This is a genomic window from Nocardia asteroides, from assembly GCA_019930625.1.
GTDB lineage: Bacteria > Actinomycetota > Actinomycetes > Mycobacteriales > Mycobacteriaceae > Nocardia > Nocardia sputi.
In genome coordinates this window covers 788040-812907 of the sequence record CP082844.1, presented here as the reverse complement: position 1 = coordinate 812907, position 24868 = coordinate 788040, and the positions used below count along the sequence as shown (strand labels likewise).

Below are 24868 nucleotides of genomic sequence, written 5' to 3'. Positions count from 1 at the left end.
CGGCGGTGCGGAGGTAGGTCATGCGGCGTCGCCTGCTCGTCGCGCTGACGGTGTTCGCCGCCATCGCGGTGCTGGCGTTCGCGGTGCCGCTGTCGCTGACCATCGCGACCAGCCGCACCCAGGCCTTGGTGCTGGCACGGTCGGGCGACGCCGACCGGTTCGCCACCCTCGCCGACAACGCCGTCACCGCCGGGGACAGCCGCGCGCTGGCCGACGAGGTGCTGCGCTATCACGAGCTCTACGGCGAGAACGTGCTGGTGGTCGACGCCAGGGGCGCGACGACGGTGAACGCGGGCGCCGACGTGAACGCCCCCGGCATCCTCGCGGCGGTGGCGGCCGCGCGCCGCAATCAGCGCCCGCACTCGGTGGACAAGCTGACACCGTGGGGCGCGCCGACCATGCTGGTGGCGCGGCCGGTCGGCACCGGCGTGCAGGTGAACGGAGCCGTGGTGATCGAGGCGTCGACCGCGCGCGCCCGTGGCGACATCGCGCGGGCCTGGGCGGTGATCGTGCTCGGCGGCGTCGTCGCGATGGCGCTGTTCGTGCTGCTGGCGGTGACCATCGGCCGCTGGGTGCTGCGGCCGCTCGCGGCGCTCTCGCACGGTGTGGCGGAGTTGACCGCGACGCTGCCCAAGCCACGCGCAGGCACCGTCGCGCCGGTGTCGATCGCGGGCCGGTATGGCGGGCCGCCGGAGATGCGGGCGCTGGCGGAGTCCTTCGACGCCATGGCCGCGGCCGTCGCCGATTCGGTGGACGCCCAGCGCCAACTGGTCGCCGACACCGCCCATGCGATGCGCAACCCACTGGCCGCCCTGACCATCCGGCTCGATTCCCTGGAGCCCGCGATCCCGGCGAGCGCGACGAGCACCTTTCGCGGCGCCGGCGCCGAGGTCGACCGCCTGACCGCGCTGCTCGACGGCCTGCTCAGTCTGGCCGTCGCCGAGACGCCCGCGGCGTTCGACCTCGCTCGCACCGCCGAGGACGAGGACCGGTGTGACGCCGTGCAGGTGGTCGCCGACCGATTCGATGCCTGGTGCTCGGCGTTCGACGCGGCCGGGCAGCACCTGCGCGTCGCGCCGACGGTAGAGCGCGCCGACGTCGCGGTCCCGGCCGACGTGCTCGCTCAGATACTCGACGTACCGCTGAGCAACGCCACCCGCTACGCGGAGGCGGGCGCGCACACCGATCTGGTGGTCGAGACCGAGCCGGGCTGGGTCACGGTGAGCGTCCGCGACGACGGAGCCGGTGTTCGCCCCGACGAGATCGACAAGCTCACCACGCGTTTCTTCCGCGGTTCCGCGGCACGAGCAGGCGGCTCGGGGCTCGGCCTGCCGATCGCCGCGGCGTTGGCGCAGGCCCGCGGTGGCGTCCTGACCGTGGCGGCGGTGCGTCCGCACGGTCTCGCGGTGCGGGTGCGTTTGCCCGCGGGGGAGGCCCGATGAGCCGGGAAACGATCGTCCGTCGCGGCTTCGGTCGTCGCGGGTTCCTCGCGCTTGCCGTCGCGGCGGGTGTCGCGGGTTGCGCACCGCGCGGCGCCGGCGCGACGGTGCGGCTGGCTTCCGGCGAGGTGGGCGGCTTCTATCACGCCTTCGCCGGGTTGCTCGGCCTGGCCGCCGCGGCGGCCGCGGACGTGCGGATCGAGCGGGTCACCACCTCGGGATCGCAAGCCAACCTGGCGTTGCTCGCCCGCGGCGAGGTCGACGCCGCGCTCGCGCTCGTGGACTCGGTGCCCGACAGCGCCGATCGAGTGTCGGCGCTGGGGCGGGTCTACGAGAACTATCTGCAGTTGGTCGTGCGCTCGGACAGCTCGATCGGCTCGGTCGCGGACCTGCGCGGCGCCCGGGTGAGCCTGGGCGCGGCGGGGTCGGGCGCGGCGCTGACCGGTGCACGGATCCTGCGCGTCGCGGGACTGGACCCGGCCGCCGACGTGGCGATTTCGCATCGCCCGCTGCCGGAGGCGGTGGCCGCCCTGACCGCGGGCGAGGCGGACGCGCTGTTGTGGGCGGGTGGCGTGCCGACCGCACTGCTGGCGGTGCCCAGCCGGATGCGGCTGGTGGACATGGGCGAGCTGGCCGCGCCGATGCGGGAGTGGTTCGGCCCGGTGTACGACCGGGTCGCGATCCCCGCGGACGCCTACCCCGGCGGGGTCTCGGTGCACACCATCGGGGTGGCGAACCTATTGCTCGCCGCCGACACCATGCCCGAAGACGTGGCCGCCGCGATCGTCGAACTGCTGGTGTGGCACGCCGACGCGCTGGTCCCCACCGAGGCGGCGGGCACCCAGTTCCTCGACGGCCGGTCGCTGATCAGCACCGGGCCGATCCCGCTGCACCCCGGCGCGGCCGCGGTCTACCGCCGCTGGCACGGATAGCCCGCTCAGGATCGGACCAGGCGCGCGATGGCGTCGGTGGCTTCCTTGATCTTGGCTTCGGCCTCCGGCCCGCCCGCGACGGCCGCGTCCACCACGCAGTGGCTGATGTGGTCCTCGAGCAGGCCCATCGCCACGGCTTGCAAGGCTTTGGTCATGGCGGACACCTGGGTGAGGATGTCGATGCAGTACTTCTCCTCCTCGACCATCCGCTGCAGACCGCGCGCTTGGCCCTCGATCCGGCGCAGCCGCTTCAGGTAGTCGTCCTTCGCGGTGATGTAGCCGTGCGCCGAGTGGTCGGTCGCCGTGTGGTCGTGCGGGGAATCCGCCACCGATGTCTCCTCGCTGCCTGTCGGTCCCGCGAAGCGGGATCAATACCCCCCTAGGGTACAGTTTCCTGCCGGGATTGTCAGGTCCGGCGCCGCGCCGACCGCACGGCGCGGCAGGCTCGCGACCGGCTGGACCAGTCGGAGGACCGGTCCGGTACCGCCACGCGAGCAGCGTAACGCCGATCCCGGCGCGCGACGGACACCACGGGACGAGACAATCGGGGTATGAGTTCGCACCCCCGGCCCGCGCTCGCCGTCATCGGCGGCAGCGGCTTCTACGATTTCTTCGACAACGAGGCGACCACCGTCGAGGTCGAGACACCTTATGGCGCCCCGAGCGCGGGTATCGCGGTCGGAGAAGTCGAGGGCAGGCCGGTGGCATTCCTGCCGCGGCACGGCAAGAACCACGAATTCGCACCGCACACCCTGCCCTACCGGGCGAACCTGTGGGCACTGCGCTCGCTGGGCGTGCGCCGGATCTTCGCGCCTTGCGCGGTCGGCAGCCTGCGGGCGGACTGGGGCCCCGGCACGGTCGCGGTCCCGGACCAACTGGTCGACCGGACTTCCGGCCGCCCGCAGACGTACTTCGGCGGCGGCGGCATCCACGTGTCCTTCGCCGACCCCTACTGCGAGGAACTGCGCGCCGCCGCCATCAAGGCCCAGTCCGACGCGCTGCGCATGATGCACGAGGCGACCATGGTCGTGGTCGAGGGACCGCGCTTCTCCACCCGCGCCGAGAGCCGGTGGTTCGCCGCGCAGGGCTGGGAACTGGTGAACATGACCGGTCACCCGGAGGCGGTGCTCGCCCGGGAACTCGAAATGTGCTATGCCGCAGTCGCTCTCGTGACCGATCTGGACGCCGGCCTGGAGGAGGGCGATGGAGTGCACGCGGTCGACGTCTTCGCCGAGTTCAAACGCAACCTCGCACCGTTCAAGGAACTCATCCGCCGCGCGGTGGCCGCGGTGGACGGCACGGGCACTTGTGACCGGTGCCGCGTCCACGCGGGAGTGTCATTGCCGTTCGAACTGCCCTGAGCGCGCGGGTGCTGGTCACGAGGCGGCCGGGACGCCCGGCGGGCACCTGCGCCGGGCGCTGCTCGCCGCGCGACATCGAGTGACCGAGGCGGGTGGCGGCCGCAGAGGGCCTGGCCGAGTTCGCGGCCGCCGAGTGATACGTCACCCGGACGGCCGCGCGTGGTCGGTCAGCTCGGCGCCGTCGCGAATTCTTCTGCGTGAGCAGTCGCCCACTGCTCGAAAGTGCGCGGCGACCGGCCGGTCACCTGCTCGACGGTCGGACAGAGCGTCTCCTCGTCCAGCGTCCCCCCGACGAAGAAGCTGAGAAACGCGTCGACGTACTCCCTCGGCATGGTGGCGGCCAACTCGGCTTCGGTCTCCTCGTCGTCGAGTTCGCGCGCCACCAGCGGCCGGTTGAGCACCGCGCCGAGCACCGCGACCTGCTCGGCCGGTCGCAGCGCCTGCGGGCCGGTGAGCTCGAGCGCCTGTCCTTCCAACCCGTCCCTGGTGAGCGCCGCGGCCGCGGCCGCCGCGATATCGGCGGGGTCGATCACTCCTGCCCGGATACCCGGGAACTGGACGCGGACAACGTCGCCCGAGGCCAATTGCGGCAGCCAGCGCAGCGCGTTCGACATGAACTGCCGCGGTCGCAGCAGAGTCCACGTCAGTTCGGATGCTCGCACCGCGTCCTCGGACAGCGCCATGTAGCGGGACACGGCATTGTCCATGTCCCGCAGCGCGGCCGAACCCCCGGACAGCAGCACGACCCGGCGTACTCCGGCCTTGTGCGCGCGATCCAGCAGATCCGGCAGGTCGTCGTAGCCGGGGAGCAGGAACATGCCGTCCACGCCGTCGAGGGCGTCGGCCAACGTCTCCGGTCGGTTGAGATCGCCGGTCACGGCCTCGGCGCCCGGCACGAGCGCGGCCTTGGCGGGATCGCGCACCAGCGCTCGCACCTGCTCACCCGCTTCGCTCAGAGTCCGCACCAGTTCCGCACCGACATTCCCGGTGGCGCCGGTTACCAGAATCATCCTGTCTCCGTGTTCGATCGACTGCCCGTCCGTCTCAGTTGCGCTCCATTGCGCTCATAGGCACTGGTTTCGTCCCGTGGCGCTCGCGGCGCCGCGAGGAGATGGGCCTGTCGACCATAGGATATTCGGCAGGCTCGTCGGTCCGCACTCGCTCGTCAATGGCGGGAAGACAGCTCGTGCTCGGCGTTCGGTCGACCCGACGGAGTCGGTGGCTTCGGGTGGGTGCCCGTTGCCGACGGGAGCAGAGTTCACGGGGAGTATCCGAGCGCGCCGGGGGCTGGGGCGGTCGGGTCGCGAGTTAGGCTCGCGCGGTGGATACCCCGTTGCGGCTCGAGGTCATCGTGGCCAGTGTGCGTCCGGAGCGGTTCGCGCCGGTGGTCGCGGATTGGTTCCTGCGTACGGTGCGCGCTCGCCCCGAATTAGACACGGGCGTCATCGATCTCGCACACACACCGTTGCCGGTCGAGCTCACCGAGAACGAGCACACCACGGCCTATCGCGCGCGACTGCGCGACGCCGACGCGTTCGTCGTCGTCACCTCCGAGTACAACCACGGCTATCCGGCATCGCTGAAGACGGCGTTCGACACCGCGAAACACGAGTGGCGCGCAAAACCCATCGCTTTCGTCTCCTACGGGGGCCTGTCCGGTGGCTTGCGGGCGGTGGAGCAGCTGCGTCAGGTCGTCGCCGAGATCCACATGGTGTCGGTCCGCGAGACGGTCAGCTTTCACCAGGCCAAGAAGCGGTTCGACGAGGCGGGGGACACTCGCGACGGCGCCGCGATCGATGCGGCGGACCGCATGTTGCGCCAATTGGCCTGGTGGGCCCGCACGTTGCGAGCCGCCAGAAGCGCCGACCCGTACCCAGGCTAGCCGCGATGACGCCCGGTTCGGCGGGTGGGCCTGACGTCGAATCGGTAAGTTCGGTCGATGGTGACACCCGCGGCCTCTCGACCCGAACCGCGCGCTCTGCCACAGGAGGCACGACTCGATGACCACCCCCGAACACAACGACGAGCTGCGCCGTCAGGGTGAACCCGCTCGGACCGCATCCCGGTGGTGGCGCGTGTCGATCGCGGTGATCACACTGTTGGTGAGCCTGTGTTGCGTAGCGACGCTGTCTACACCATCACCTCGGTGGTAGAACGCGACGACGGCTGCCTGCTCTATACCGACGGAGGCCTCATCGATCCCGTCGGATTCGCCTATTTCCCACACGGCGCACCCAGACAGGGCCCACCCCGCTCCGACGGCGACGTCGGCTACACGCCCCTCGAAGGCAGCTGGTACCGGTTCGTCCAACGGTTCTGAATCATGCTGCGCCGACTCGACATCGGACCCACCCGCCGAACTGCGTCGGCATCGGGTCAGCCGCTACTGGGCCGCAACGGCGCGGCGGCCGCGTGGGTGGCCGATGTAGGTGGCCTCGCTGGGAATCGACACCAGCGTCAGATCGACCTGCGCGGTGCCGGTGCGCAGCACGACGTGGTTGCCGATCGCGCCGGGCTGCTGGATGGCCAGGTCGGGACGGCTGGCGGGCCAGCCCATCGGGTCCCCTGTGACGTAGATGGTGGTGACGCCCGCGTGCGGGGCGGGCGCGAGCACGCCGTCCACCACCGTGGCGGTGAATCCCGCGTCGGATTGGTGGATTTCGACGGCGATGGTCAGCCGCTCCGGGTTCCCGATCGTGGTGACCAGGTTTTCCCATGCCCGCGCCCGGTCGGTGCGGATGAGGATCCGTTCGCCGACCGCGAGCGCGCGGAACACCAACTGCTGCGCCAGGTACAGCTCACCCGCGACGTACACCGTCGAGATGCCGGCGCCGACGATGCGGACCGCGACACCGTTGCCTTCGTCGTCCGAGCCGATCAGCTGGCCGCAGCCGGACGAGGGCAGGTGCAGGTCATCGATCACGTCGATGAAGTGCTCGATCATCGGGACGGTGTCGTCCACGCCGGGAACCGCGATCGGCAGGTGGGCGAGCAGTCCGTCGCGGTGGCGTCCGTTCATCGAGATCATGCCCGGCAGTTCGGACCCTTCGGGCAGCTCGCGTGCGGTCAGCCGCCACGCGGCGCCGATGCTCACCGACTCGGCCGAACTGCCGGGGCGCAGCCGCACGGCCACGGTGGTGCCGCGCGACGGCGCGACCCACAGCTGCGCGAGCAGATCGGAGTCCAGGCGCTTGGGATCCACCGCGCTGCCGACGTTCACACTGTTGCCGATTTCGGCGTAGCGCCAGCGGTGTTCGAGCGTGCGCGGGTCGTAGCCGCTGGTGATCTGCAAGACCGCCTTGCGGATCTCGGGCGCCGTCAAGATGCGGGCGTTGCAGCCGGCGTCCTCGAGTGTGCGCATGATCCGCTGGGTCGCGATGGTGACCGCCCGCGATGCGCCTTCGGCTCCGCCGCCGCGCCGGGCCGTCGCCTCCGGGCAGGCCACCGCGTCGAAGCTGATCGCCAACCACACCGTGCGGTGCGCGGTGGCGGGCAGCGGGCCCAGCAGCGATTCGTAGATCTTGCCCGCGGGCGTGCCCGAACGGCTGCGGTGCCCGTGGCTGATGATGTCGATGCCGCTCAGCAGGATGTCGTGCTGATTGAGACATTTGGCCAGCTCCGCCAGCGGGAGCAGGTGCGAGGCGTGCACCGTGGTGCGGGCGATCCTGGTCAGCCCGCCGGGCGGGGGCAGCACCTCGACCACCGTCGCCACGCGGCTGCCGTCCCAGAACAAGCCGAGCGAGCGTCCATCCGCGCCGCGGAAGTCGACGGTGTCGCCGAGCTCGTAGTCGCGGTGGGTCAGATAACGCCACCACGTGGCGACCCAGTCCAGCAGAGTGCGTTTGGCGACCGGGATCAGCGGTATCAGCGCGACGACCACCGCCACGCCGAGCGCGGGAAGCCCGGGCAGACCGGCGAACAGTGCGACGACTCCGGCGAACAGCCCGATGATCTGCGCGATCAGCAGGTTCTGCATCGAGATGCGCCCCAGCAGCGGTCGTGGTCCAGCGCCTGCCGGTTCCGCCATTGTCGTCCCCCAAGTACCCGGTGTCGGCCGGTTCGCTGTGGCCGAGCTGAACAAGAATCCTCGGGAACTGTACTGTGTTCGGCGGACGTGAGCACTGTTCGGGGGAGGAATAATGCCTTCAAAACCCACCACACGCTGGCAGGTGAGCGGCTACCGCTTTCTGGTCCGGCGGATGGAGCACGCCTTGGTGCGCCGGGACGTGCGAATGCTGCACGACCCCATGCGTTCTCAGTCCCGCGCGTACGCGGCGGGCCTGATCCTGGCGTGTGTCGTTCTGGCGGGATGCGGCGTGCTCGCGTTGCTGCGCCCGCAGGACAAGATCGGTGACGCCAAGATCCTGGTAGGCAAGGACTCCGGCGCGGTCTACGTGATGATCGACGACGTGGTGCACCCGGCTCTCAACCTCGCTTCGGCCCGCCTGGCCGCGGGCGAGGCCGCCAAGCCCGCGATCGTGAAGGAGTCCGAGCTGGGGAAGAAGGCTCGCGGTCAATTGATCGGCATCCCAGGCGCTCCCGGGTCGCTGCACTTCGACAAGGAGGGCAAGGGCCGCGCCTGGACGGTGTGCGACTCGTTGAAGACCGACGGCACCGACGACCGCAGCACCTCCGTGCTGATCGGCGACGTGGAACTCGGCGACAAGGCGTCGGCGACGGGCTCGGACAAGGCGCTGCTGGTCAAGGGTAAGGACGCGACCTACCTCGTCTGGAACAAAACGCGCGCCCGCGTGGACATGAACGACCCGTCGGTCGCGGGCCCGTTGGGCATCCGAGGCATGACCCCGCGCCCGATCAGTGAAGGTCTGCTGAACGCTATTCCAGAGGTGAACGCGATCGTGCCGCCGAAGATCGACGATCCGGGCGGGCAGCCGTCCGGCTACTCGATCAACGGCCTGAAGATCGGCACCGTTGTCCAGGTGACCGGCAAGGCGAACCAGAACTTCGTCATTCTGCACAACGGTTTGCAGGCCATCAGCCCGTTCACCGCCGACGTGATCCGCAGTTCGCAGCGCAACCCCGATCACGGCACCGCCATCGGCGATTACGAGCAACAGCATGCGCCGGTGTCGAACGCGTTGAACGTGGATACCTACCCCGAGACCGCACCGACCATCATCCAGCCCAAGGCCCGGCCCGTGAGCTGCTTGTCCTGGAAGCCCATTCCGGGAGTCGCGGGCAACGCCGACGTCGCCTTGCGTGCCGAACTGACCGTCATCGACGGCAGCGACCTGCCGATGCCCGGTAGCGCCAAGCTGGTTCCGCTCGCCCAGGCCGACGGCAAGGGCGACAACGTGGACTCCGTGTACTTCAAGCCGGGTTCGGGCGCGTTCGTCCAGACCACCGGCATCGAACCGGACAGCAGGCGCAAGGACAGCATGTTCTACATCGCCGACACCGGTGTCCGCTTCGGCATCAAGGACAGCGAGGCCGCCAAGGCACTCGGGATGGACAAGGAATCGGGCGTGACACCCGAGCCCGCGCCGTGGCCGATCGTCGGGCTGCTCGCGAGCGGACCGACGATGGGCCGCGACGCCGCCATGGTCGCCCACGACGGCGTCGCCGCGGACCCGGCGCCCGCCAAGCAGCCGATCGCCGCGAGATAGTCCCGCCGTTCAGCGGTGCGCGTCGGCGAATCACCGCAGTGCGCGCACCTACTCGCACCGAAAGGCCCAGCCCCGCAGCGGGTGCCGGATTCCCGAGTCACATATCGTCGTCGGACACACCGAATCGTCGGCGGATCGGGAACGAGGCGAGCAAGCCCAAGGCGAGTAGTGCCGCGATGGTTCCGCTGCCGATCAAGGCCACATCGCGCGCGCTGTGGTCCGGCGGCGGGGCCGGAGCGGGTACCGCGAGTTGCACGCTCTTCGACGGCGAGGGCCGTTTGGGCGGCAATGTGTCGCCCACCTCGGCGGTCAGCGCGGCCACCGGATCGACCGCGCCGTAGCCCACGTACGGGTTCCACCCTTCCGCCGGGGCGTGGGCGGTGGCCTGAATGCGTTCGACGACCTCCAGCGCGCTCAACTCCGGGAAACGAGCCCGCACGAGTGCGGCGACACCGGACACCAGGGGCGTGGCGAAACTGGTGCCTTGAATCGGCCCGAGCTGCCCCTGCTGACGGATGCTGCCGACCTGGACCGCGGTTCCCCTGCTGTTCGGATCGTTGAACAGTGGATCGAGCGAGGTGATGTTCTCACCGGGCGCGGCCACGCCCAGCCATGGCCCCGGCACCGTGAACGTCGACGGCTGGCCTTGCCCGTCGATGGAACCGACGGCGAGCACGTAGTCGTCGTAGCGGGCGGGCGACACGTTCAAGTCCACCTTGCTCCACGGGTCGGCGGCCGGGTCGAGCGGATCGATGACCTGGTTGGAGCCCTTGCAGGCATCGGCGCTGTTACCGGCCGCGACCACGACGACCACGTCCTTCTCGATCGCGGCATATCGCACCGCCGCACCCAGATCGGTGTCTTCGAAGGGCTCCGAAGTCGGCCTGCAAGCTACCTCGGACACATTGATGACGCTGGCTCCCATGTCCGCCGCACGACGGATCGCCGAGGCCATCGTGCGAGTGGTGCCGTACCCCTCGGGTAGGGCGTCGGGCCCCTTGTCCCGATTCGCGCCTTCCTTCTGATACAGCTTGCTGGTCTGACGGATAGTGAGGATCTGCGCCTCGGGCGCGACCCCGGAGAAGCCCTGACCGTCGACCTTCGTCGCCGCGATGAGTCCCGCGACGAACGTCCCGTGCGCATCGCAGTCCTCGGTTCCGTCACCGCTGCTCACATAGTCGCCGCCCGCGATCAGCCCGGGCAGGCGGGGGTGACGGGCGACACCGGTATCGATGACCGCCACGAGTTGGCCTGCGCCCCGGGAGAATCGCCAGGCGTGCTCCAGGTTGAGCGAGCGCTGGGCCTCCGGGATGGACGGTCCGCTGCCGCCGGACCCGGTGCTGACGCACGGAGTGTTCGTCGCCCGCTCGGTCTTGTCCGGCGGAGCGGCTGGCTCCCCCGGGGGCGGTGGCGTATTCGGGCTCACGGTCGGCTTCTCCGCGTGCGCCGGGTTGCTCGCGGTCGCACCGAACCCGACGGACACCCCGAGCGCGAGAACGCATGCCGCCGCTCCGGTCCGAACAACACGAAAACGCTGCGAGCCCAGATGTTTCGGAGTCATCGAGCCGAGCTCACAGACCCCGGACGAGGGAGTAGAGATCCGTGACCCAGAAGACCAGCGGCAGCACGGCGGCGACGAAGGTGTACTCGAGCAGTTCGACGCCGCGGCGCATCGGCGGGGTGGCCGACTGGTTCGGGATGATGATGCCGAGGATCAGCGCCGCGACCAGAACGATCATCGCAGCGCCGAACACGGCCAGCGGCTGGTGCATCGCGAAACCGGCGCCAACCAACATGATCAGCACGATCCCCGCGCCGCCCGCGATGAGCACGACGGCCTGCTCCGCGCCCGCGTAGGTGCGGCTGCGGAACATCAGCACCGCCGCGCAGACCAGCGCGAGCGCGACGCCCTGCCAGTACGGGTCGTCGGATGCCGGGTCGGTGGCCGCGAGCGCTCCCGCGGCGGTGACCAGCGTCGTCGCCGCGACGAGACCGGCGAGGTACATGCGGGCGCGTTCGGACTTCACCCGCAGCACCTCCATGGTCGGCAGTGCGCGGTGATCGTCCGGGTCGTCTTCGGTCGGGTCGATCGGGGTGCCCGGCGACGGGACCGGCGGCAGCGGCAGTTTCGCCAGCAGCATGGAAATCCGCGGGGCCAGGGAGAGCCCGCCGAGACCGAGCGCCGCCGCCCCGGCGCCGATCGCGCGCTCCGGTTGGTCGGTGAGCAGGCCGACCAGCGCCGCGGGCACCGCGTACGTGGCTAGCGTGGCCATGCCGATGAACAACGCGAGACCGACGCCGGTGACCCGCCAGGCCAGGATCGCCGTCGCGCCCGCCAGGACCGACCCGAGCAGGATGTGCGCCCAGCCGTAATGGTCGGGTACATAGAGCATGCCCGCGCTGAACGCGGCGGGCAGCGCGCAGCCGCCGAGCACCAGCGCGGTGGCGGTGTCGCCGTACATCCTGCTCAGCACCATCGCCGTGACGACGAGCAGGATCGCGACCACCAGCGCGATCGAACCGCCCACCGCGATCGGCAGCGAGCCGGGGGACAGCAGCAGACCCAGGCAGCCGACGACCATGGTGATCGCCGCGAGCACCGAGCCGGTGATCCGCGCGACCCGCGGGGTCCAGCTGCGGTAGTGATCGGTGTCGGCGATCGCGACGTTGTACATGATGTCGTCGAACAGCGGCGTAGGAGCGGTGTGCGAGGCGCTTTCCAGCATCAGCAGTTCGCCGTCGCGGACACCGTGCTCGCCGAGGCTGAGCGAGTTGGAGAACGGCGGATGACCGATCCGGGCGAGCACCCATTCCGCGGGCTCGTAGCGCTCGCCCTCGTTGTCGAAGTCGTTGGTGCGGCTGTGCTGGGCGACCATGTCGACCACGCTCGGAATGACCAGGGCGACCGGCACATCCACCGGTATGGCCATGTCGACCTGGGTGTGCTTGGCCAGAATCGTCACCCGGGCGAGGTCGGGAGCGCGGACGATCCCGCGCGAGGATTCTTCGTCGATGTGGTCAAGTCGCGCGTGCGTCAAGCTTCCCCCAACTCGGTCTTCTACCTCGTGATTCCGCAGCCTCGCGGGCCGAATGCGAGCTTGCGAACCCACGGTCCGGGCAGCAGAATGCTGGTCGAACTGTACGACATGTCAGCGGTGACCTCTACACTGAGGCCGAATCACAGCTGGCCGAAGGGGGATTTCTCGTCGATGAGCACTGTCCGCTTCCAGCGCCGTGCGCGCCGCGAGATGCCTCGAACGCCGGGGGGCGAGGTCACGCTTCAGCCGCCGCCCGAAATCCCCCGGGTCACACCGGGAAACCTGGTCATGAAGCTCATGCCGGTCGTGATGGTGATCGGCATGGTCGGCATGATGGCCCTGCTGTTCACCCAGGGTGGCGGCATCGCCTCCAATCCGATGAGCATGATGTTCCCGCTCATGATGCTGTTCTCCATGGTCGGCATGTTCGCCGGTCAGGGCGGCGGCAAGGGGCAGAAGGCCGCCGAGGCCAACGAGGACCGCAAGGACTACCTGCGTTACCTCGACCAGGTTCGCAAGGACGTCAACGAGACCGCCGCGCAGCAGCGCGCTTCCGTCGAGTGGAGCCACCCGGAGCCCGGCCTGGTCTGGATGCTGGCGGGCACCAGCCGCATGTGGGAACGCCGCGCGGGAGACAAGGACTTCTGCCACGCCCGCATCGGTCTCGGCGGGCAGCGCTTGGCCACCAGGCTGGTCGCCCCCGAGACCGGCCCGGTCGAGGAGCTCGAGCCCATCGCGGCTGTTTCGCTGCGCCGGTTCGTGCGCGCGCATTCGACCGTGCCGGACCTGCCGACCGCTATCGCGGTCAAGGGCTTCGCCACCATCGCGCTGGACGGCGACCGCGGCCAGGCGCGGGACATGACCCGCGCGATGCTGGTGCAGCTGTGCATGTTCCAGGCGCCGGACCAGGTTCTCGTCGCGGTCGTCTGCGGGCCGGACACGGCGGCGGAGTGGGAGTGGACAAAGTGGCTCCCGCACACCCAGCACCCCGACTCGCAGGACGGCATCGGCACCGAGCGCATGTTCTACGGTTCGATCCGGGAGGCCATGGCCGGGCTGCATCCGTTGCTGGGCAACCGGGTCCGGTATTCGCGCAACCAGCCGGCCAACGCGAACATGGTGCACATCGTCATCGTGGTCGACGGCGGTCTGCTCGAGGCGGAGGACGATCAGCTGCGCGAATCCGGCTACGAGGGCGTGACCATCATCGACTTGTGCGGTTACGCGCCGCGCTTGGCGGTCTCTCGCGGCATCAAGATGATCGTGGAGAACGGCGAGTGCGTCGGCCGCGGCGCGACCGGCAATCAGGAGCGCTTCGCGCTGATCGACCGGATCAGCCCCGAGCAGGCGCAGCAGGTGGCGCGCAGGCTCGCGCCCTACCGCGCCGCCACGCAGCGCAGCAGCGACGTGGAGAACGACGACTCCGAGGTGATCTCGACCTGGGCCCAGCTGATGGGTCTCGGCGACATCGGCTCCTTCAACCCCGAGCATGCCTGGCGGCCGCGCTACGGGCGGGAACGCCTGCGCGTCCCGTTCGGTGTCGGCGCCGACGGCCTGCCGGTGGATCTGGACATCAAGGAGGCCGCCGAGAACGGCATGGGGCCGCACGGTCTCTGCATCGGCGCCACGGGTTCCGGTAAGTCGGAGTTCCTGCGCACCTTGGTGCTGAGCCTGCTGGCCACGCACTCGCCCGATCAGCTGAACCTGGTTCTGGTCGACTTCAAGGGCGGCGCGACATTCCTCGGCCTGGAAGGGGTTCCGCACGTCGCCGCCGTCATCACCAACCTGGAGGAAGAGGCCGACCTCGTCGACCGCATGAAGGACGCCCTGGCCGGTGAGATGAACCGCCGCCAGGAAGTGCTGCGGGCCGCGGGCAACTTCGCCAACGTCTCCGAGTACGAGAAGGCCAGGGCCGCGGGCGCCGACCTGGATCCGCTGCCCGCCCTGTTCGTGGTGCTCGACGAGTTCTCCGAACTGCTCACCCAGCATCCGGATTTCGCCGAGCTGTTCGTCATGATCGGCCGTCTGGGCCGTTCGCTGCACGTGCATCTGCTACTCGCTTCGCAGCGCCTGGAAGAAGGCAAACTCAAGGGCCTCGAGGCCCACCTGTCCTACCGGATCGGCCTGAAGACGTTCTCCGCCAACGAATCCCGGCAGGTGCTCGGTGTGCCCGACGCCTACAACCTGCCGAACAACCCCGGTGGCGGCTACCTCAAGGCGGATTCCGGTGAGATCCAGCGCTTCCAGGCTTCCTATGTCTCCGGACCGTACGTCGGCGGGGGCTCGCAGCGCGACATGATCGTGGCGACGCAGTCCGGCGAAATCGACGTCAAAGCACGGCCGTTCACCGCGACGCATGTCGACTTCCGTGCCGCTGACCGCGTTCCGCTGCCACCCGAGCCGACTCTGGAGCAGGAGCACCAGGACGAGGACGGCGAGCAGGTGTCCAACCTGAACATGCTGGTCTCCCGGATCCGCGGCCACGGCCGCCCGGCGCACGAGATCTGGTTGCCCCCCTTGGACGAGGCGCCCACGCTCGACCAGCTCCTGCCGCGCTCCCTCCTCACCGGCGAGTACTCCGCGGTGTCCACGCTGCGCGCCCCGATCGGCATCGTCGACCGGCCCTACGACCAGCGCCGCGACCCGATGATCATCGACCTATCCGGCGCCCGCGGCAACGTCGCCGTCGTCGGCGGCCCGCAATCGGGCAAGTCGACCGCGCTGCGGACACTGATCATGTCGATGGCGTTGACGCACACCGCCGAACAAGTGCAGTTCTACTGCTTGGACTTCGGTGGCGGCACCCTGGCGGGCCTACAAGGGTTGCCGCACGTCGGCTCGGTCGCGAGCCGGTTGGACGAGGACCAGGTCCGGCGCACCATCGCCGAGATGACCACCATCGTCCGTCAGCGTGAGGCGCGCTTCCGCCAGCTCGGCATCGAATCGATGGCGGACTTCCGCAGGCTGCGCGCGATGGACCCGGCGAGCAGTCCGGGCGCCGCGGGTGCGCACGAGGATCCGTTCGGCGACGTGTTCCTGGTGATCGACGGCTTCAGCTCGATCCGCCAGGACTTCGAGATGCTCGAGCAGACCATCATGAACCTCGCCGTGCAGGGTCTGTCCTACGGCGTGCACGTGGTCATCGCGCTGAATCGCTGGGCGGAGGCACGGCCCGCGCTCAAGGATCAGATCGGCACCAGGATCGAGCTGCGCCTGGGTGATCCGATGGACTCCGATCTGGGACGCAAGTTCGCCTCCCTGGTCCCGCAGGGGCGGCCGGGCCGCGGCATGACCCCCGAGTGCCTGCACATGCTGACCGGCCTGCCCCGCATCGACGGCAATCCCGATCCGACCGACCTCGCCCAGGCCGTCGCCGACGCGGTCGCCGCCATCGCCAGGCTGACGCCGGGCCGTCATGCTCCGCAGGTCCGCATGCTGCCCGAGCAGCTTGCGCGCGAGCAACTGCTGTACCTGGCGGGCGATTGGCCGTCGCAGGTCGACCCGAACACCAAGTGCCTGCGCATTCCGTTCGGCATCAACGAGTCGGAGCTGGCTCCGGTCTACATCGACTTCGTGGAGAGCCCGCACTTCATCATCATCGGCGACACCGAGTCGGGAAAGACGACATTGCTGCGCTCGCTGATCGAGGGCATCGCCGCGTCCAACACCCCCGATCAAGCCCGCTTCATCCTCGGCGACTACCGGCGCAGCATGCTCGGCCTGGTCCCGGAGGGGTACCTCGCCGGTTACGGCTCGACGGCGCCTCAGTTCACCCAGAACATGAACGACTTGGCCGCTTACGTCAACAAGCGCACGCCGGGTTCGGATGTCACGCCGCAGCAACTGCGGGATCGCTCGTGGTGGAGCGGACCGGAACTGTACGTCATCATCGATGATTACGACCTGGTCGCCACGTCCGCGGGCAACCCGGTCCAGGCGCTGCTCGAACACCTGCCCCATGCTCGCGACCTCGGCTTCCACGTGATCATCGCCCGGCGTTCGGGTGGTGCGAGCAGAGCGATGTTCGAGGCGACGCTGGCCAGGATGCGGGATCTGGGCTCCGCCGGCCTGATCTTGAGCTGCAGTAAGGACGAGGGAGTCCTGATGGGCACCAAACGACCGAGCCCGATGCCCCCGGGCCGGGGCACCTACGTCACCCGCAACCAGGAGGGCCTGGTACAGACGGCGTGGATGCCGTCGCCCTGATGTCCGAGGTCGAGCTCGTCGTCACCGAAGCGCGCATCTGGGCGCGCGGCGCCGACACCCACTGGGACGCGCCGCCCTCGGTCGTTCTGGGCAGCAATGGCTTCGACCTCGTCGTGGGGCAGCCGCTGACCCCGCCTACCCAGGTGGGGTCGGTAGTCCAGTTCGTGCCCGCCGCCGCCATGGCCTTACCGCCTCGAACGCCCTCGGTGGTGGACGCGATGGGCGCCGTTTTCGCGAGTGTGCTCGAGAATCTTCGCGTTGCCGCACCGTGCGCCCGGATGACGGTGATCTGCCCTACCGAATGGGGCGCCGCCCGTCGCGGCGTACTCGAGGAGGCGGCGCGGCGCTGGACGTCGGAGGTCGTGTTCGAGGGGATCGCGGTGCGATCGGTGGCGTCGGACGAGGGCACCAGCCACAGTCGGCGAACGCTGGTGCTGGAATTCGGAACGTTGACCACCACGGCCTCCGCGGTCATCCGAAGCCATCGCGGCGTACATGTCGAATCCTGTGAACACGACCCTGCACTCGCGCTCGCTGAAATCACCGAGGAATCACCGGCTTTCGATGCTTTGCGCGGGCTCGTCACTCGGCTGCTCGAAGGCGGCCCGATCGACCTCGCCCAGGTGGTGGGTATCGCCGACCCCACGAAGCTCGGCCTGCTCGGTGCGGCGATCGAGCAGGCCGCGGGCGCCGCTGTCGAGCTGCGCTCGGTCGCCGGTAACGATCTCCTCCGGGGTCGCCGGCCGGGCCCGAGCCATCGACAGGAAATGCCGCCCGCGACCGCGCCCACCGAGTGGATGCGACCGCTGCGGGACCGCGCCGCAGCCGAGCAGCCCCGGTACAGCACAGCGCGGTTCGCGGTCGTTGCGGTTGCTGCTCTCGTAGTCGTCGCACTGGTAGTCATCGGCGCGGTAATCGTGTCCGGTCGCGGAGACGACGCGGCGACAGCAGCGCCGAGCACGGAGACGGCCTCGACCAGCGTGGCGCCGTCCCCGGCCGCCACATCGGCTGAGTCGGCACCGGAAGCATTCGGCCGCATACGGTTTCGAGTTCCGCCCGGCTGGCGTGTGGCTCCAGCGCCGGAGAGTGCACGCGCCCGTGTCGATCTGGTTCCCGAAACTGGTGCGCGGCAGCGCATTACGGTGATGCAGACGCCATTAACGGCGGGTTCCGGCTATGAACAGGTGGCCGCGAAGCTGGAGGTCCAGATGGCGCAGCGTCCGCCGGGAGTCCTGACCGATCTGGAACGCGACGTCGTATTCGGTAGCCGTTCCAGCCTCGCCTACTCGGAACACCCTGAGGACGGGTCAACCGTGCGCTGGCACGTCCTGCTGGAGTCGGGAATTCAGGTCAGCGTCGGTTGCCAGTACGTGGGGGAAGGGTGGAGTCAGTTGGAGACCTTGTGCACGAATTTCGGGGACTCGGTCCGCGTCGTCCCGTGAGCTGCCTCCAGTGTCGCGGCAGCGGTTGTGGTCGCGGCAGCGGTTGTGGAGGAAACGGAGTTCAGCGTAGAACGATTCGAGCCCCCGGCACCGAAGTACCGGGGGCTCGAATCAGCCGAGACGGGATCTCAGAAGAGGCCCGCCAGCGCGGTGTCGGTGCCCTGCAGGTCGGCGTTGCCGCTGCTGACCAGCTTGCCCGCGCTTTCCAGCGTGGTGTTCAGCTGGGTGACCTGCGTGTTCCACTGGGCCTGCAGTGAGGCGAACGCGTCGTTCGCGTCACCCTTCCAGTAGTTCGTCACGAAGTCGGTGACCTGCTTGTGGAAATCTTCGAGCATGGTCATGACGCTGCGCGCCTCGGCCACGATGGCCTGTGCGCCCGCATCGACTTCGCCGAAGTTGGAGGCAATCCGACCGGGGTCGTTCGCTACCATGGGGAGCTCCTTGTTGTCTGTGGTACGGCTATCGGATCAGGGGAGGTCCAGGCTGGAGGACTGCGCCGCCACCTGCTGGGCGAACTGCTGATCCTGATCCGCGAACTTCCGTCCGGCGTGAGCGAGCTTGTCCGAAGTCTGATCCAGCTGGTCGTTCAGCTTCCGCGCCTGGGCGAAGTAGCTGTCCATGAAGGTGTCGAACGCCTGGCGGGCCGCGCCGCTCCAGGTGGCGGTGGTCTGATCCGACTTGCTGTTCAGTGCGGTGATCGCGGTCTGCAGATCCTGGTGCCGCTGGCGGCAATTGTCTACAAACTTCGTGATCGCCTCTTCGCTCGCTTCGAGCTGTCCTGCCATTTCGGCTCCTTTCGGTTCCCGTCTCGGCCAACGGCGGAAGCCTCAGTTGGCCTGTACATCTGGTTGGACGCGGTGCGGGTCTGATCGGTTCCATCCCGACTCGAGAAAGTTCGGCCTCGAGAAGTTCGGTATCGCCCCACGGGATCAGGGCCCTGCGCCCCTCAGTCCGGCCCGTCCGTGTTCGGCGGCCGCGCACGGGCCTGCTCGGAAGACCACGATGCGGTCCGGGCCTGCATGACTTGTAACGCCAGCGCTCGGCTCCCCTCCTTCCCCCTGCTCGCTGCTGTAATGATCGGCGAGTGGGCTGGCTGCGGTACACCTTACCGAACGCCTAAGTCCGCCGCTACCAGCAGATTGCAGTTCGACCATGGCGAAACCAGGTTGTCGCGGAACGCGAAAAGCCCTCGAAGCCTTCGCCTCAGCGGATGTGGCCGCTACACAGGATTCCGCTCGAACCCTTCGTGTTCGGGTGTCTCGAGTGGGTGCCTGGGGTGACTCGCAAGTGCCGGCCGGGCGTATCAGCGACGACCGGAGGGTGTGGAGTCGTCCATGAGATGTTCACGGCCCCAAGCTTCCAACGGGAGCAGGGCTTGGTTGAGCAGTTCGCCCAGCGGGGTCAACGAGTACTCGACACGCGGGATCAACTCGTCGTATACCTCGCGATGGACGATCCCGTCGGCTTCCAGTTCGCGCAGCTGTGTGGTGAGCACCTTCTCCGTGACTCCCGGCACCTGGCGGCGTAGCTCACCGAAGCGGTGGGGGCGTTCGCTCAGGGGCCACAGAATCATCATCTTCCACTTGCCGTTCAGTATCGACAGTGTGGCGTCGAGCCCGCACGTGTACGCGCCCGGTCTGCGTGTGATCGGCACGACCACCCCTTTCAGCTGCCTGCTGGCTTACCCGGAAGTACGTGCCCACTTCCATGTGCGTACTTGATCCACCCGGAATGCCCGGCCAAGAGTAGCCCGTATGTTCGATCATTCGAAGAAGTCGCTCACCGTCCTCGGTCTCGGAGATATGGGCTCGGCACTCGTCCGCTCATGGCTCACCGCCGGATACGCCGTCACGGTCTGGAACCGCAGTGCCCGGCGTGCGCCGGAGGGGGCGGTGGTCGCGGCCACCGCCGCTGAAGCCGTCGCCGCGAACGCTCTCGTCGTCGTTTGCCTTCTCGACGACGCGTCGGTTCGCGCGACTCTGGACGGCATCGACCTCACCGGCCGGGACATCGTCAACCTGACCACCAGCACCCCCGCCGAAGCCCGGGAGTTGTCCGGCTGGATCGCCGAGCGCGGCGGACGTTTTCTGGACGGCGGGATCATGGCCGTCCCGTCCATGATCGGTGTCGCCGACTCCGGCGGGTACGTCTTCTACAGCGGTTCGGTGGAGCTGCACGAGACCCACGCCGAGACTTTGGCCGTACCCGCCGGTGTCACCTACGTCGGGGCGGACGCCGGTTTCGCGGCTTTGTACGACATCGCTCTCCTCAGCGGAATGTGGGGCATGTTCGCCGGGGCCGCGCATGCCTTCGCCTTGATCGGTGGAGAGGACATCTCACCGGTGGAGTTCGCGCCCCTGCTGGTCGGCTATCAGCAGGCGATGGCCGGGTACGCGTACGGCACCGCCGCGCATCTGGCGAGCGGCGACTACGCCGAGGACGTGGAGTCGAATTCGGCGATGATGGTCACGACGAACGCGACGCTGCTGCGTACCGCCGCCGAACAGGGCGTCAGCCCCGAACTCCTCACGCCCTTCATGGCATTGATGCAGCGCCGGGTCGCCGAGGGCGGGGGGAACGAGTCGACTACCGGCGTCGTGGACCTTCTGCGGCGTCGGCGATCGCAACCTCTGGAATGACCTTCACCCGGGAGACGCGCCGATCGACTTCCTACTTCACCCGATTGCGCAGCACCGGCACCAGACGTTCGAGCAAAGTCTGTTCGGAGGACGCGCTCCAATTGCGGACCGCGGCGACGGCTGCGGGATCGTCGAGCGGGATCACCGTGGCGCGTGTGCCCGCCACCTGGTACGGAAGGCCGAGTAGTCCACCGCCACCGGCCTTCTCGTCGCTGCGCACGGCCAGCACGTAACCGTCCGGTGCGACTTCCAGCCTGGAGGACCCCGTCAATTCCCGAGGTCCTGTCTCGTCACCCTGCCGTGCGTAGTTGAGGTTGTAGACGAATCCGAGATCCTCCAGGAACTTCGTCTGCGGGGTACCGCCGAGGAAGATCGAGACCTGCGAGCCGCGGGCCACGTCGACCATCGTGATCGTCTTGCCGCGGAACACCGGGTTGTTCGCCCGCGCCTGCTCCAGCGGCGACAGCGCGGCCGTACTGCTCGGCGTCGCGACCGCGGGCGCGGGCCCGGATTCGTCCCGGTTCAGTGCCCAGATGCCGATTCCCGCGGCGAGGGCGACGGTCACGACGCCGGCGGCCGCCGCGAGCAGCCAGTTCTTGCGTGCGGGTTGCCGGGGGACGGCTCCCTGGCCGGAGACGGCGACGCGGGGATCGGTCCTGGGCCGCGGATCGAAAACCTGGATCGGATAGGTCGGGGAAGTGTTGGTGGCGACCGGGTTGTAGCCGGGAGTGAGCGCGTCGGCGGCGGCGTCGGTGAATTCGCGGCAGCTGGAGAAGCGGTCTGCCGGGTCCTTCGCCATGGCTCGGGCGAAGACATGGTCGATGGCAGGCGGCAATCCGGGGTGGACCGAGGTGGCCGACGGCGGGGGCTCGTGGAGATGCCCCATCATCACCAGGGCGGGTTGCGTTCCGGGGAAAGGGTTGCGCCCGGTGAGCAATTTGAAGAACGAGCACGCGAGACTGTAGACATCGGCGCGGTGGTCGAGCGGGCTGCCGGTGAGCTGCTCGGGCGGAGCATAGGCGATGGTCGCGACGAAACTGCCGGTCTGCGTGAGTTCGGTGGTGTCGTCATTGGCTTTCGCTACGCCGAAATCGGTGAGCAGGACGCGTTCTTCTTCGCCGTCGGCTGGGGTGGACAGCAGGAAATTCGCCGGTTTGACGTCGCGGTGCAGCAGGCCCTTGCGGTGCGCGTAGTCGAGGCCCTTACCGACCTCGGTCGTGATGCGCAGTGCGCGCAGCGGATTCATCGCGTGCGGGTCGCGGGCCAGTTCGGCGGCGGCATCGGTGCCGTCGACGTATTGCATGGCGATCCACAATTGGCCCTGTTCTTCACCACGGTTGTAGACCGAGACGATGTTCGGATGGTCGAGCCCGGCGGCGAGATTGGCTTCGCGTTCGAAACGCGTGCGGAACTCGTAGTCGCGGCTGAGTTCGCCGCCGAGCACCTTCAGCGCGTCGGTCCTGGGCAGGCTGGGATGTTTGGCCAGGTATACCGTGCCCATGCCGCCCGCGCCGAGCACCCGCATAATTCGGTACCCGCCGACGATGGTCCCGGGGCTCATCGCCATCTTTTACGATCTCCTGACTCGACGCGGGCCGCTGCGCTCGCCACGCAGCATACTGGACCCCTGTCGCGACGAAAGTGCGGCATTATCGGCTGTTCGCGAGAATGGAATACTGCGCGGCGGCTCGTTGCTGAGCGTCCAGTAGTTGATTGGCGGCGACGAATCCCACGTATTCCTTGTACGCGACGACGCAGGTGAATCGTCGGTCGTCGAAAAGTCCGGACCGGTTCTCCACACAAGACGAATCCGGCAGATGCTGCGGTGGCTCGGCCGGGCCCGCTACCGTCGTGGGGGTGATACTTTCCGCGGCGACACGTCGCGCCGCCTCCGGGCTCGCCGTGCGAATCACCAAGGTGCCGCCGGAGGCCGCGAATTTCTCGGCGCCCATCGCCGTGAAACGTTGTTTCGCGTAATCGCGGTCTTCGGCGTATTGCATGATTCCGCGCAGACCGAACAGGGCGTGCGAGTCGTCGTAGCTCGGGGACTGGACCTCGGCCGGATTCAGGGTACGGCTCAGCAGATGGTCGGGATCCCACGGCAGCCGCAACATCTCTTCTTCGGTCAGCGCAGGCAGTTGGTCGAGCAGTGGCAGCTGGACGTCGTACGCCTTCTCCGCCAGCGCGACCAAGGCGTTGCGATCAGGTGCGTTGGCCGAGACGAGGAACGCCACCACATAGGAACCGTGCGCGAGCACCGTGCGCAGGAACGGAGAGCCGGGACGCCAGTGCGCTCGTGCCTGCGGCTGCCGCGGCAGCGTGAGGGGTTCGTTCTGATCGCGGTAGGCGCCGAAATCGGCATCGTGGAACTCGGTCGCGGCCTGGCGGGCACGCTCCGGGTCGGGGAACTGCATGACGGTCGTGCCGACCGTCGTGGAATTGGGCCGTGGCTTGGTCGGCCACCCCGAGGGGAACAGGCTGATGTTCTGGTCGGATCCGTTGGTATGGAACCCGTACATCATCCGGTTCCGCTCGGCGATCGGCCGCATGTCCTCCGATCGCCCGAGTTCTCCGGGCAGTACCCCTTTGCTGACGCTCGCCGATGTCCAGCCGTACTTCATCCGCGGATCTATGTCGTATGCGGAGGCGACGTAATCGGCCAGCCGCATCGCGGCGACCTTCCCCATGTCGATGAACAGCGGTTGATAATCGTCGTCGTGGGCGTTCAGCGGCTCGGTGGGGTAGTTGCCATGGTCGAGACTGCGAACGTCGATCTCTCCCGGCTGCGCGGCACCCGGCATCGTGGAACCACAACCGGTGAGGATCACGGTGGCCACCGTGCACGCGAGCGCCGCGGCGGTGGTGCGGAATGTCGTCATGCGGCGTTCACCAACAACGCGTACTGAGACGAGATGCGCTGCTGCGCGTCGAGCAACTGATGCGACCACGCGAATGCCGCGTAGCGGTCGTAGGCCACCGAGCAGTAGAACCGGACGACGACCGTCTTGTTGCCGATGTACTCCTTGCATCGGGCGACGGGGAGGCCTTTCGGCGACTCGGCCGCGCGGAACTTCTTCGACAGGCCGCCGCGCTCCTCCCGCAACTGTATGGCCGCGGCGGCATCGCGGGTGCGGAACAGATCGGTCCCGTCGGTGGCGTACCGATCCGTTCCGGCCGCTTCGATCATCCTGCGGTCCTCGGCCGAATCGGTGGTGAAGTGCAACGCGCCATGGCCGGTGTAGGCGCCCGGCGGGTCGATCCAGGAATCTTCCCGTGGACGCGGCAGGGTTCGGTCCAGCATGCGGTCCATGTCGATCGGCAGCGTCATCAGCTGGTCGACGGGCGTCGGAGTGAAGCGGCCGATCGCCGGGACGACGGTGTCCAAACTCTTCTCGACCAGGGTGAGCAGCTGGGGAAGGTCGACCTTCTCCAGGAAGATCTTCACGTAGTCGAATACCCAGGTGTAGATGACGAACTTCCCGGTGGCGAACCACGAGCCGATCGACTGGGTCTGCGGTTGCCAATGCGCGTGCGCGGCGGGGTACTTCGGGATCTGCACCGGCGTATTCCGGTTGTTGGCCTCGAAGTCGACGCGTTCCAGGGCCGCGGCCGCGGCGGCCGCCTTCTGCTCGTCCGGGAAGATCAGGATCGCGTTGACCAGGTCCGTGCCGCGATTGTCCGGCGCGCTGCCCGCGCTGCTGAGGAACCCCGCGACGAACTCAGGTGCGGCTTCGGCGAAGCGGGAGACGTCCATGATCCGCCCGAGCGCACCCTTCGGCTCGAGGAAGATCTTGGAGATCGACGGATTCGCGGAGACGAACGCCGGGTCGATGTCCGACGGCAGCGGGACGAAGTTCGCCAGCCGCTCCGCCTCGATCATGCGCGCCTGCTCGGAATTCTTCGCGGTTCCCAGCGAACGTGGCTGGGTCGGGTAGTTGCCCACGTCGAGCTGCGCCAAGTCGATGGGTGGTGTGGTTTGCTCCGGCCCGGCCTCCGAGCCGCCGCACGCGGCGCCTGCGACGGCGACGACTGCGGCGAACGTCAGGGCACAGGCGGTTCGAATAGGTTTCGACATGACGCCGTGCTGCACTTCCCTCCCCTGATTGCGGTAGTTGCGCCGGAATCCTACTTCGGGCCCCCGGCGAGCGGAGACCGCGAAAATGGCGGCACCTACCCTGCTGAAC

Annotated in this window: 20 protein-coding genes; 9 read left to right on the top strand and 11 right to left on the bottom strand. The window is 68.5% G+C overall.

From position 1 onward, the window contains the following. The first annotated feature begins 20 nt into the window (after positions 1-20). A complete protein-coding gene (locus K8O92_03820; protein ID UAK33136.1) occupies positions 21-1442 on the top strand; it encodes a HAMP domain-containing histidine kinase in 1422 nt (473 codons plus the stop codon). After that, positions 1439-2371 carry a TAXI family TRAP transporter solute-binding subunit gene (locus K8O92_03815; protein UAK33135.1) on the top strand — a complete coding sequence of 311 codons (933 nt, stop codon included), beginning with the start codon at positions 1439-1441 and terminating at the stop codon, positions 2369-2371. The genes K8O92_03820 and K8O92_03815 overlap by 4 nt, the downstream gene beginning before the upstream one ends. Before the next feature lie 5 nt (positions 2372-2376). On the opposite strand, the gene K8O92_03810 is transcribed toward K8O92_03815, so the two are convergent. Then, entirely contained in the window at positions 2377-2700 is a 324-nt protein-coding gene (locus K8O92_03810; protein UAK33134.1) for a metal-sensitive transcriptional regulator, read from the bottom strand. 222 nt (positions 2701-2922) lie between these two features. On the opposite strand from K8O92_03810, the gene K8O92_03805 reads away from it, so the two are divergent. Next, positions 2923-3732 carry an S-methyl-5'-thioadenosine phosphorylase gene (locus K8O92_03805; protein ID UAK33133.1) on the top strand — a complete coding sequence of 270 codons (810 nt, stop codon included), beginning with the start codon at positions 2923-2925 and terminating at the stop codon, positions 3730-3732. A 167-nt stretch (positions 3733-3899) separates the two neighbouring features. Here K8O92_03805 and K8O92_03800 read toward each other — a convergent pair whose 3' ends face one another. Further along, positions 3900-4742: an NAD(P)H-binding protein gene (locus K8O92_03800; protein ID UAK33132.1), complete on the bottom strand. Its 843-nt coding sequence runs from the start codon at positions 4740-4742 to the stop codon at positions 3900-3902. Positions 4743-5053: 311 nt separating this feature from the next. Between K8O92_03800 and K8O92_03795 the strand changes: the two genes are divergently transcribed. Further along, complete coding sequence (locus K8O92_03795) at positions 5054-5614, top strand: NAD(P)H-dependent oxidoreductase (GenBank protein ID UAK33131.1); 561 nt, start codon at positions 5054-5056, stop codon at positions 5612-5614. A gap of 231 nt (positions 5615-5845) precedes the next feature. After that, positions 5846-6052 carry a hypothetical protein gene (locus K8O92_03790; protein UAK33130.1) on the top strand — a complete coding sequence of 69 codons (207 nt, stop codon included), beginning with the start codon at positions 5846-5848 and terminating at the stop codon, positions 6050-6052. Between the two features lie 63 nt (positions 6053-6115). Here the strand turns inward: K8O92_03790 and eccE are convergent, their stop codons facing one another. After that, positions 6116-7759: a type VII secretion protein EccE gene (eccE, locus tag K8O92_03785; GenBank protein ID UAK33129.1), complete on the bottom strand. Its 1644-nt coding sequence runs from the start codon at positions 7757-7759 to the stop codon at positions 6116-6118. A gap of 112 nt (positions 7760-7871) precedes the next feature. On the opposite strand from eccE, the gene eccB reads away from it, so the two are divergent. Continuing rightward, positions 7872-9359: a type VII secretion protein EccB gene (gene eccB / locus K8O92_03780; protein ID UAK33128.1), complete on the top strand. Its 1488-nt coding sequence runs from the start codon at positions 7872-7874 to the stop codon at positions 9357-9359. A 97-nt stretch (positions 9360-9456) separates the two neighbouring features. On the opposite strand, the gene mycP is transcribed toward eccB, so the two are convergent. Together mycP and eccD are read right to left on the bottom strand one after the other, a co-directional pair. Further along, positions 9457-10920 carry a type VII secretion-associated serine protease mycosin gene (gene mycP / locus K8O92_03775; GenBank protein UAK33127.1) on the bottom strand — a complete coding sequence of 488 codons (1464 nt, stop codon included), beginning with the start codon at positions 10918-10920 and terminating at the stop codon, positions 9457-9459. A gap of 10 nt (positions 10921-10930) precedes the next feature. Beyond that, complete coding sequence (gene eccD, locus K8O92_03770) at positions 10931-12397, bottom strand: type VII secretion integral membrane protein EccD (GenBank protein ID UAK33126.1); 1467 nt, start codon at positions 12395-12397, stop codon at positions 10931-10933. 171 nt (positions 12398-12568) lie between these two features. Here eccD and eccCa point away from each other — a divergent pair, with 171 nt between their 5' ends. Then, the gene (eccCa, locus tag K8O92_03765; GenBank protein ID UAK33125.1) at positions 12569-16603 is read left to right on the top strand and encodes a type VII secretion protein EccCa; all 4035 of its coding nucleotides are present in this window, start codon (positions 12569-12571) and stop codon (positions 16601-16603) included. Then, positions 16603-18045 (top strand): type VII secretion-associated protein, encoded by a 1443-nt coding sequence (locus K8O92_03760; GenBank protein UAK33124.1) that lies wholly within the window; start codon positions 16603-16605, stop codon positions 18043-18045. The genes eccCa and K8O92_03760 overlap by 1 nt, the downstream gene beginning before the upstream one ends. Positions 18046-18173: 128 nt before the next feature. Here the strand turns inward: K8O92_03760 and K8O92_03755 are convergent, their stop codons facing one another. The 3 genes from K8O92_03755 to K8O92_03745 form a co-directional block, all read right to left on the bottom strand. After that, entirely contained in the window at positions 18174-18476 is a 303-nt protein-coding gene (locus K8O92_03755) for a WXG100 family type VII secretion target (GenBank protein UAK33123.1), read from the bottom strand. A 36-nt stretch (positions 18477-18512) separates the two neighbouring features. Further along, positions 18513-18830 carry a WXG100 family type VII secretion target gene (locus tag K8O92_03750; protein UAK33122.1) on the bottom strand — a complete coding sequence of 106 codons (318 nt, stop codon included), beginning with the start codon at positions 18828-18830 and terminating at the stop codon, positions 18513-18515. Positions 18831-19348: 518 nt separating this feature from the next. Beyond that, on the bottom strand, positions 19349-19621 hold the full coding sequence (locus tag K8O92_03745; GenBank protein UAK35416.1) for a helix-turn-helix transcriptional regulator: 273 nt from the start codon (positions 19619-19621) through the stop codon (positions 19349-19351). A 178-nt stretch (positions 19622-19799) separates the two neighbouring features. On the opposite strand from K8O92_03745, the gene K8O92_03740 reads away from it, so the two are divergent. After that, positions 19800-20684, top strand: coding sequence for an NAD(P)-binding domain-containing protein (locus K8O92_03740; protein ID UAK33121.1), 885 nt, complete (start codon positions 19800-19802; stop codon positions 20682-20684). Positions 20685-20715: 31 nt separating this feature from the next. Here the strand turns inward: K8O92_03740 and K8O92_03735 are convergent, their stop codons facing one another. The 3 genes from K8O92_03735 to K8O92_03725 form a co-directional block, all read right to left on the bottom strand. Beyond that, on the bottom strand, positions 20716-22251 hold the full coding sequence (locus K8O92_03735) for a protein kinase (GenBank protein ID UAK33120.1): 1536 nt from the start codon (positions 22249-22251) through the stop codon (positions 20716-20718). A gap of 82 nt (positions 22252-22333) precedes the next feature. Next, positions 22334-23563: a hypothetical protein gene (locus K8O92_03730; protein ID UAK33119.1), complete on the bottom strand. Its 1230-nt coding sequence runs from the start codon at positions 23561-23563 to the stop codon at positions 22334-22336. Continuing rightward, complete coding sequence (locus K8O92_03725; protein UAK33118.1) at positions 23560-24774, bottom strand: hypothetical protein; 1215 nt, start codon at positions 24772-24774, stop codon at positions 23560-23562. The genes K8O92_03730 and K8O92_03725 overlap by 4 nt, the downstream gene beginning before the upstream one ends. Positions 24775-24868: the final 94 nt, after the last annotated feature.

Coding starts and splice junctions, on each gene's coding strand:
- K8O92_03820 (UAK33136.1), top strand. CDS start 21: ATGCGGCGTCGCCTGCTCGTCGCGCTGACGGTGTTCGCCGCCATCGCG.
- K8O92_03815 (UAK33135.1), top strand. CDS start 1,439: ATGAGCCGGGAAACGATCGTCCGTCGCGGCTTCGGTCGTCGCGGGTTC.
- K8O92_03805 (UAK33133.1), top strand. CDS start 2,923: ATGAGTTCGCACCCCCGGCCCGCGCTCGCCGTCATCGGCGGCAGCGGC.
- K8O92_03800 (UAK33132.1), bottom strand. CDS start 4,742: ATGATTCTGGTAACCGGCGCCACCGGGAATGTCGGTGCGGAACTGGTG.
- eccE (UAK33129.1), bottom strand. CDS start 7,759: ATGGCGGAACCGGCAGGCGCTGGACCACGACCGCTGCTGGGGCGCATC.
- eccB (UAK33128.1), top strand. CDS start 7,872: ATGCCTTCAAAACCCACCACACGCTGGCAGGTGAGCGGCTACCGCTTT.
- mycP (UAK33127.1), bottom strand. CDS start 10,920: ATGACTCCGAAACATCTGGGCTCGCAGCGTTTTCGTGTTGTTCGGACC.
- eccCa (UAK33125.1), top strand. CDS start 12,569: ATGAGCACTGTCCGCTTCCAGCGCCGTGCGCGCCGCGAGATGCCTCGA.
- K8O92_03760 (UAK33124.1), top strand. CDS start 16,603: ATGTCCGAGGTCGAGCTCGTCGTCACCGAAGCGCGCATCTGGGCGCGC.
- K8O92_03755 (UAK33123.1), bottom strand. CDS start 18,476: ATGGTAGCGAACGACCCCGGTCGGATTGCCTCCAACTTCGGCGAAGTC.
- K8O92_03750 (UAK33122.1), bottom strand. CDS start 18,830: ATGGCAGGACAGCTCGAAGCGAGCGAAGAGGCGATCACGAAGTTTGTA.
- K8O92_03745 (UAK35416.1), bottom strand. CDS start 19,621: ATGATGATTCTGTGGCCCCTGAGCGAACGCCCCCACCGCTTCGGTGAG.
- K8O92_03740 (UAK33121.1), top strand. CDS start 19,800: ATGTTCGATCATTCGAAGAAGTCGCTCACCGTCCTCGGTCTCGGAGAT.
- K8O92_03735 (UAK33120.1), bottom strand. CDS start 22,251: ATGGCGATGAGCCCCGGGACCATCGTCGGCGGGTACCGAATTATGCGG.
- K8O92_03730 (UAK33119.1), bottom strand. CDS start 23,563: ATGACGACATTCCGCACCACCGCCGCGGCGCTCGCGTGCACGGTGGCC.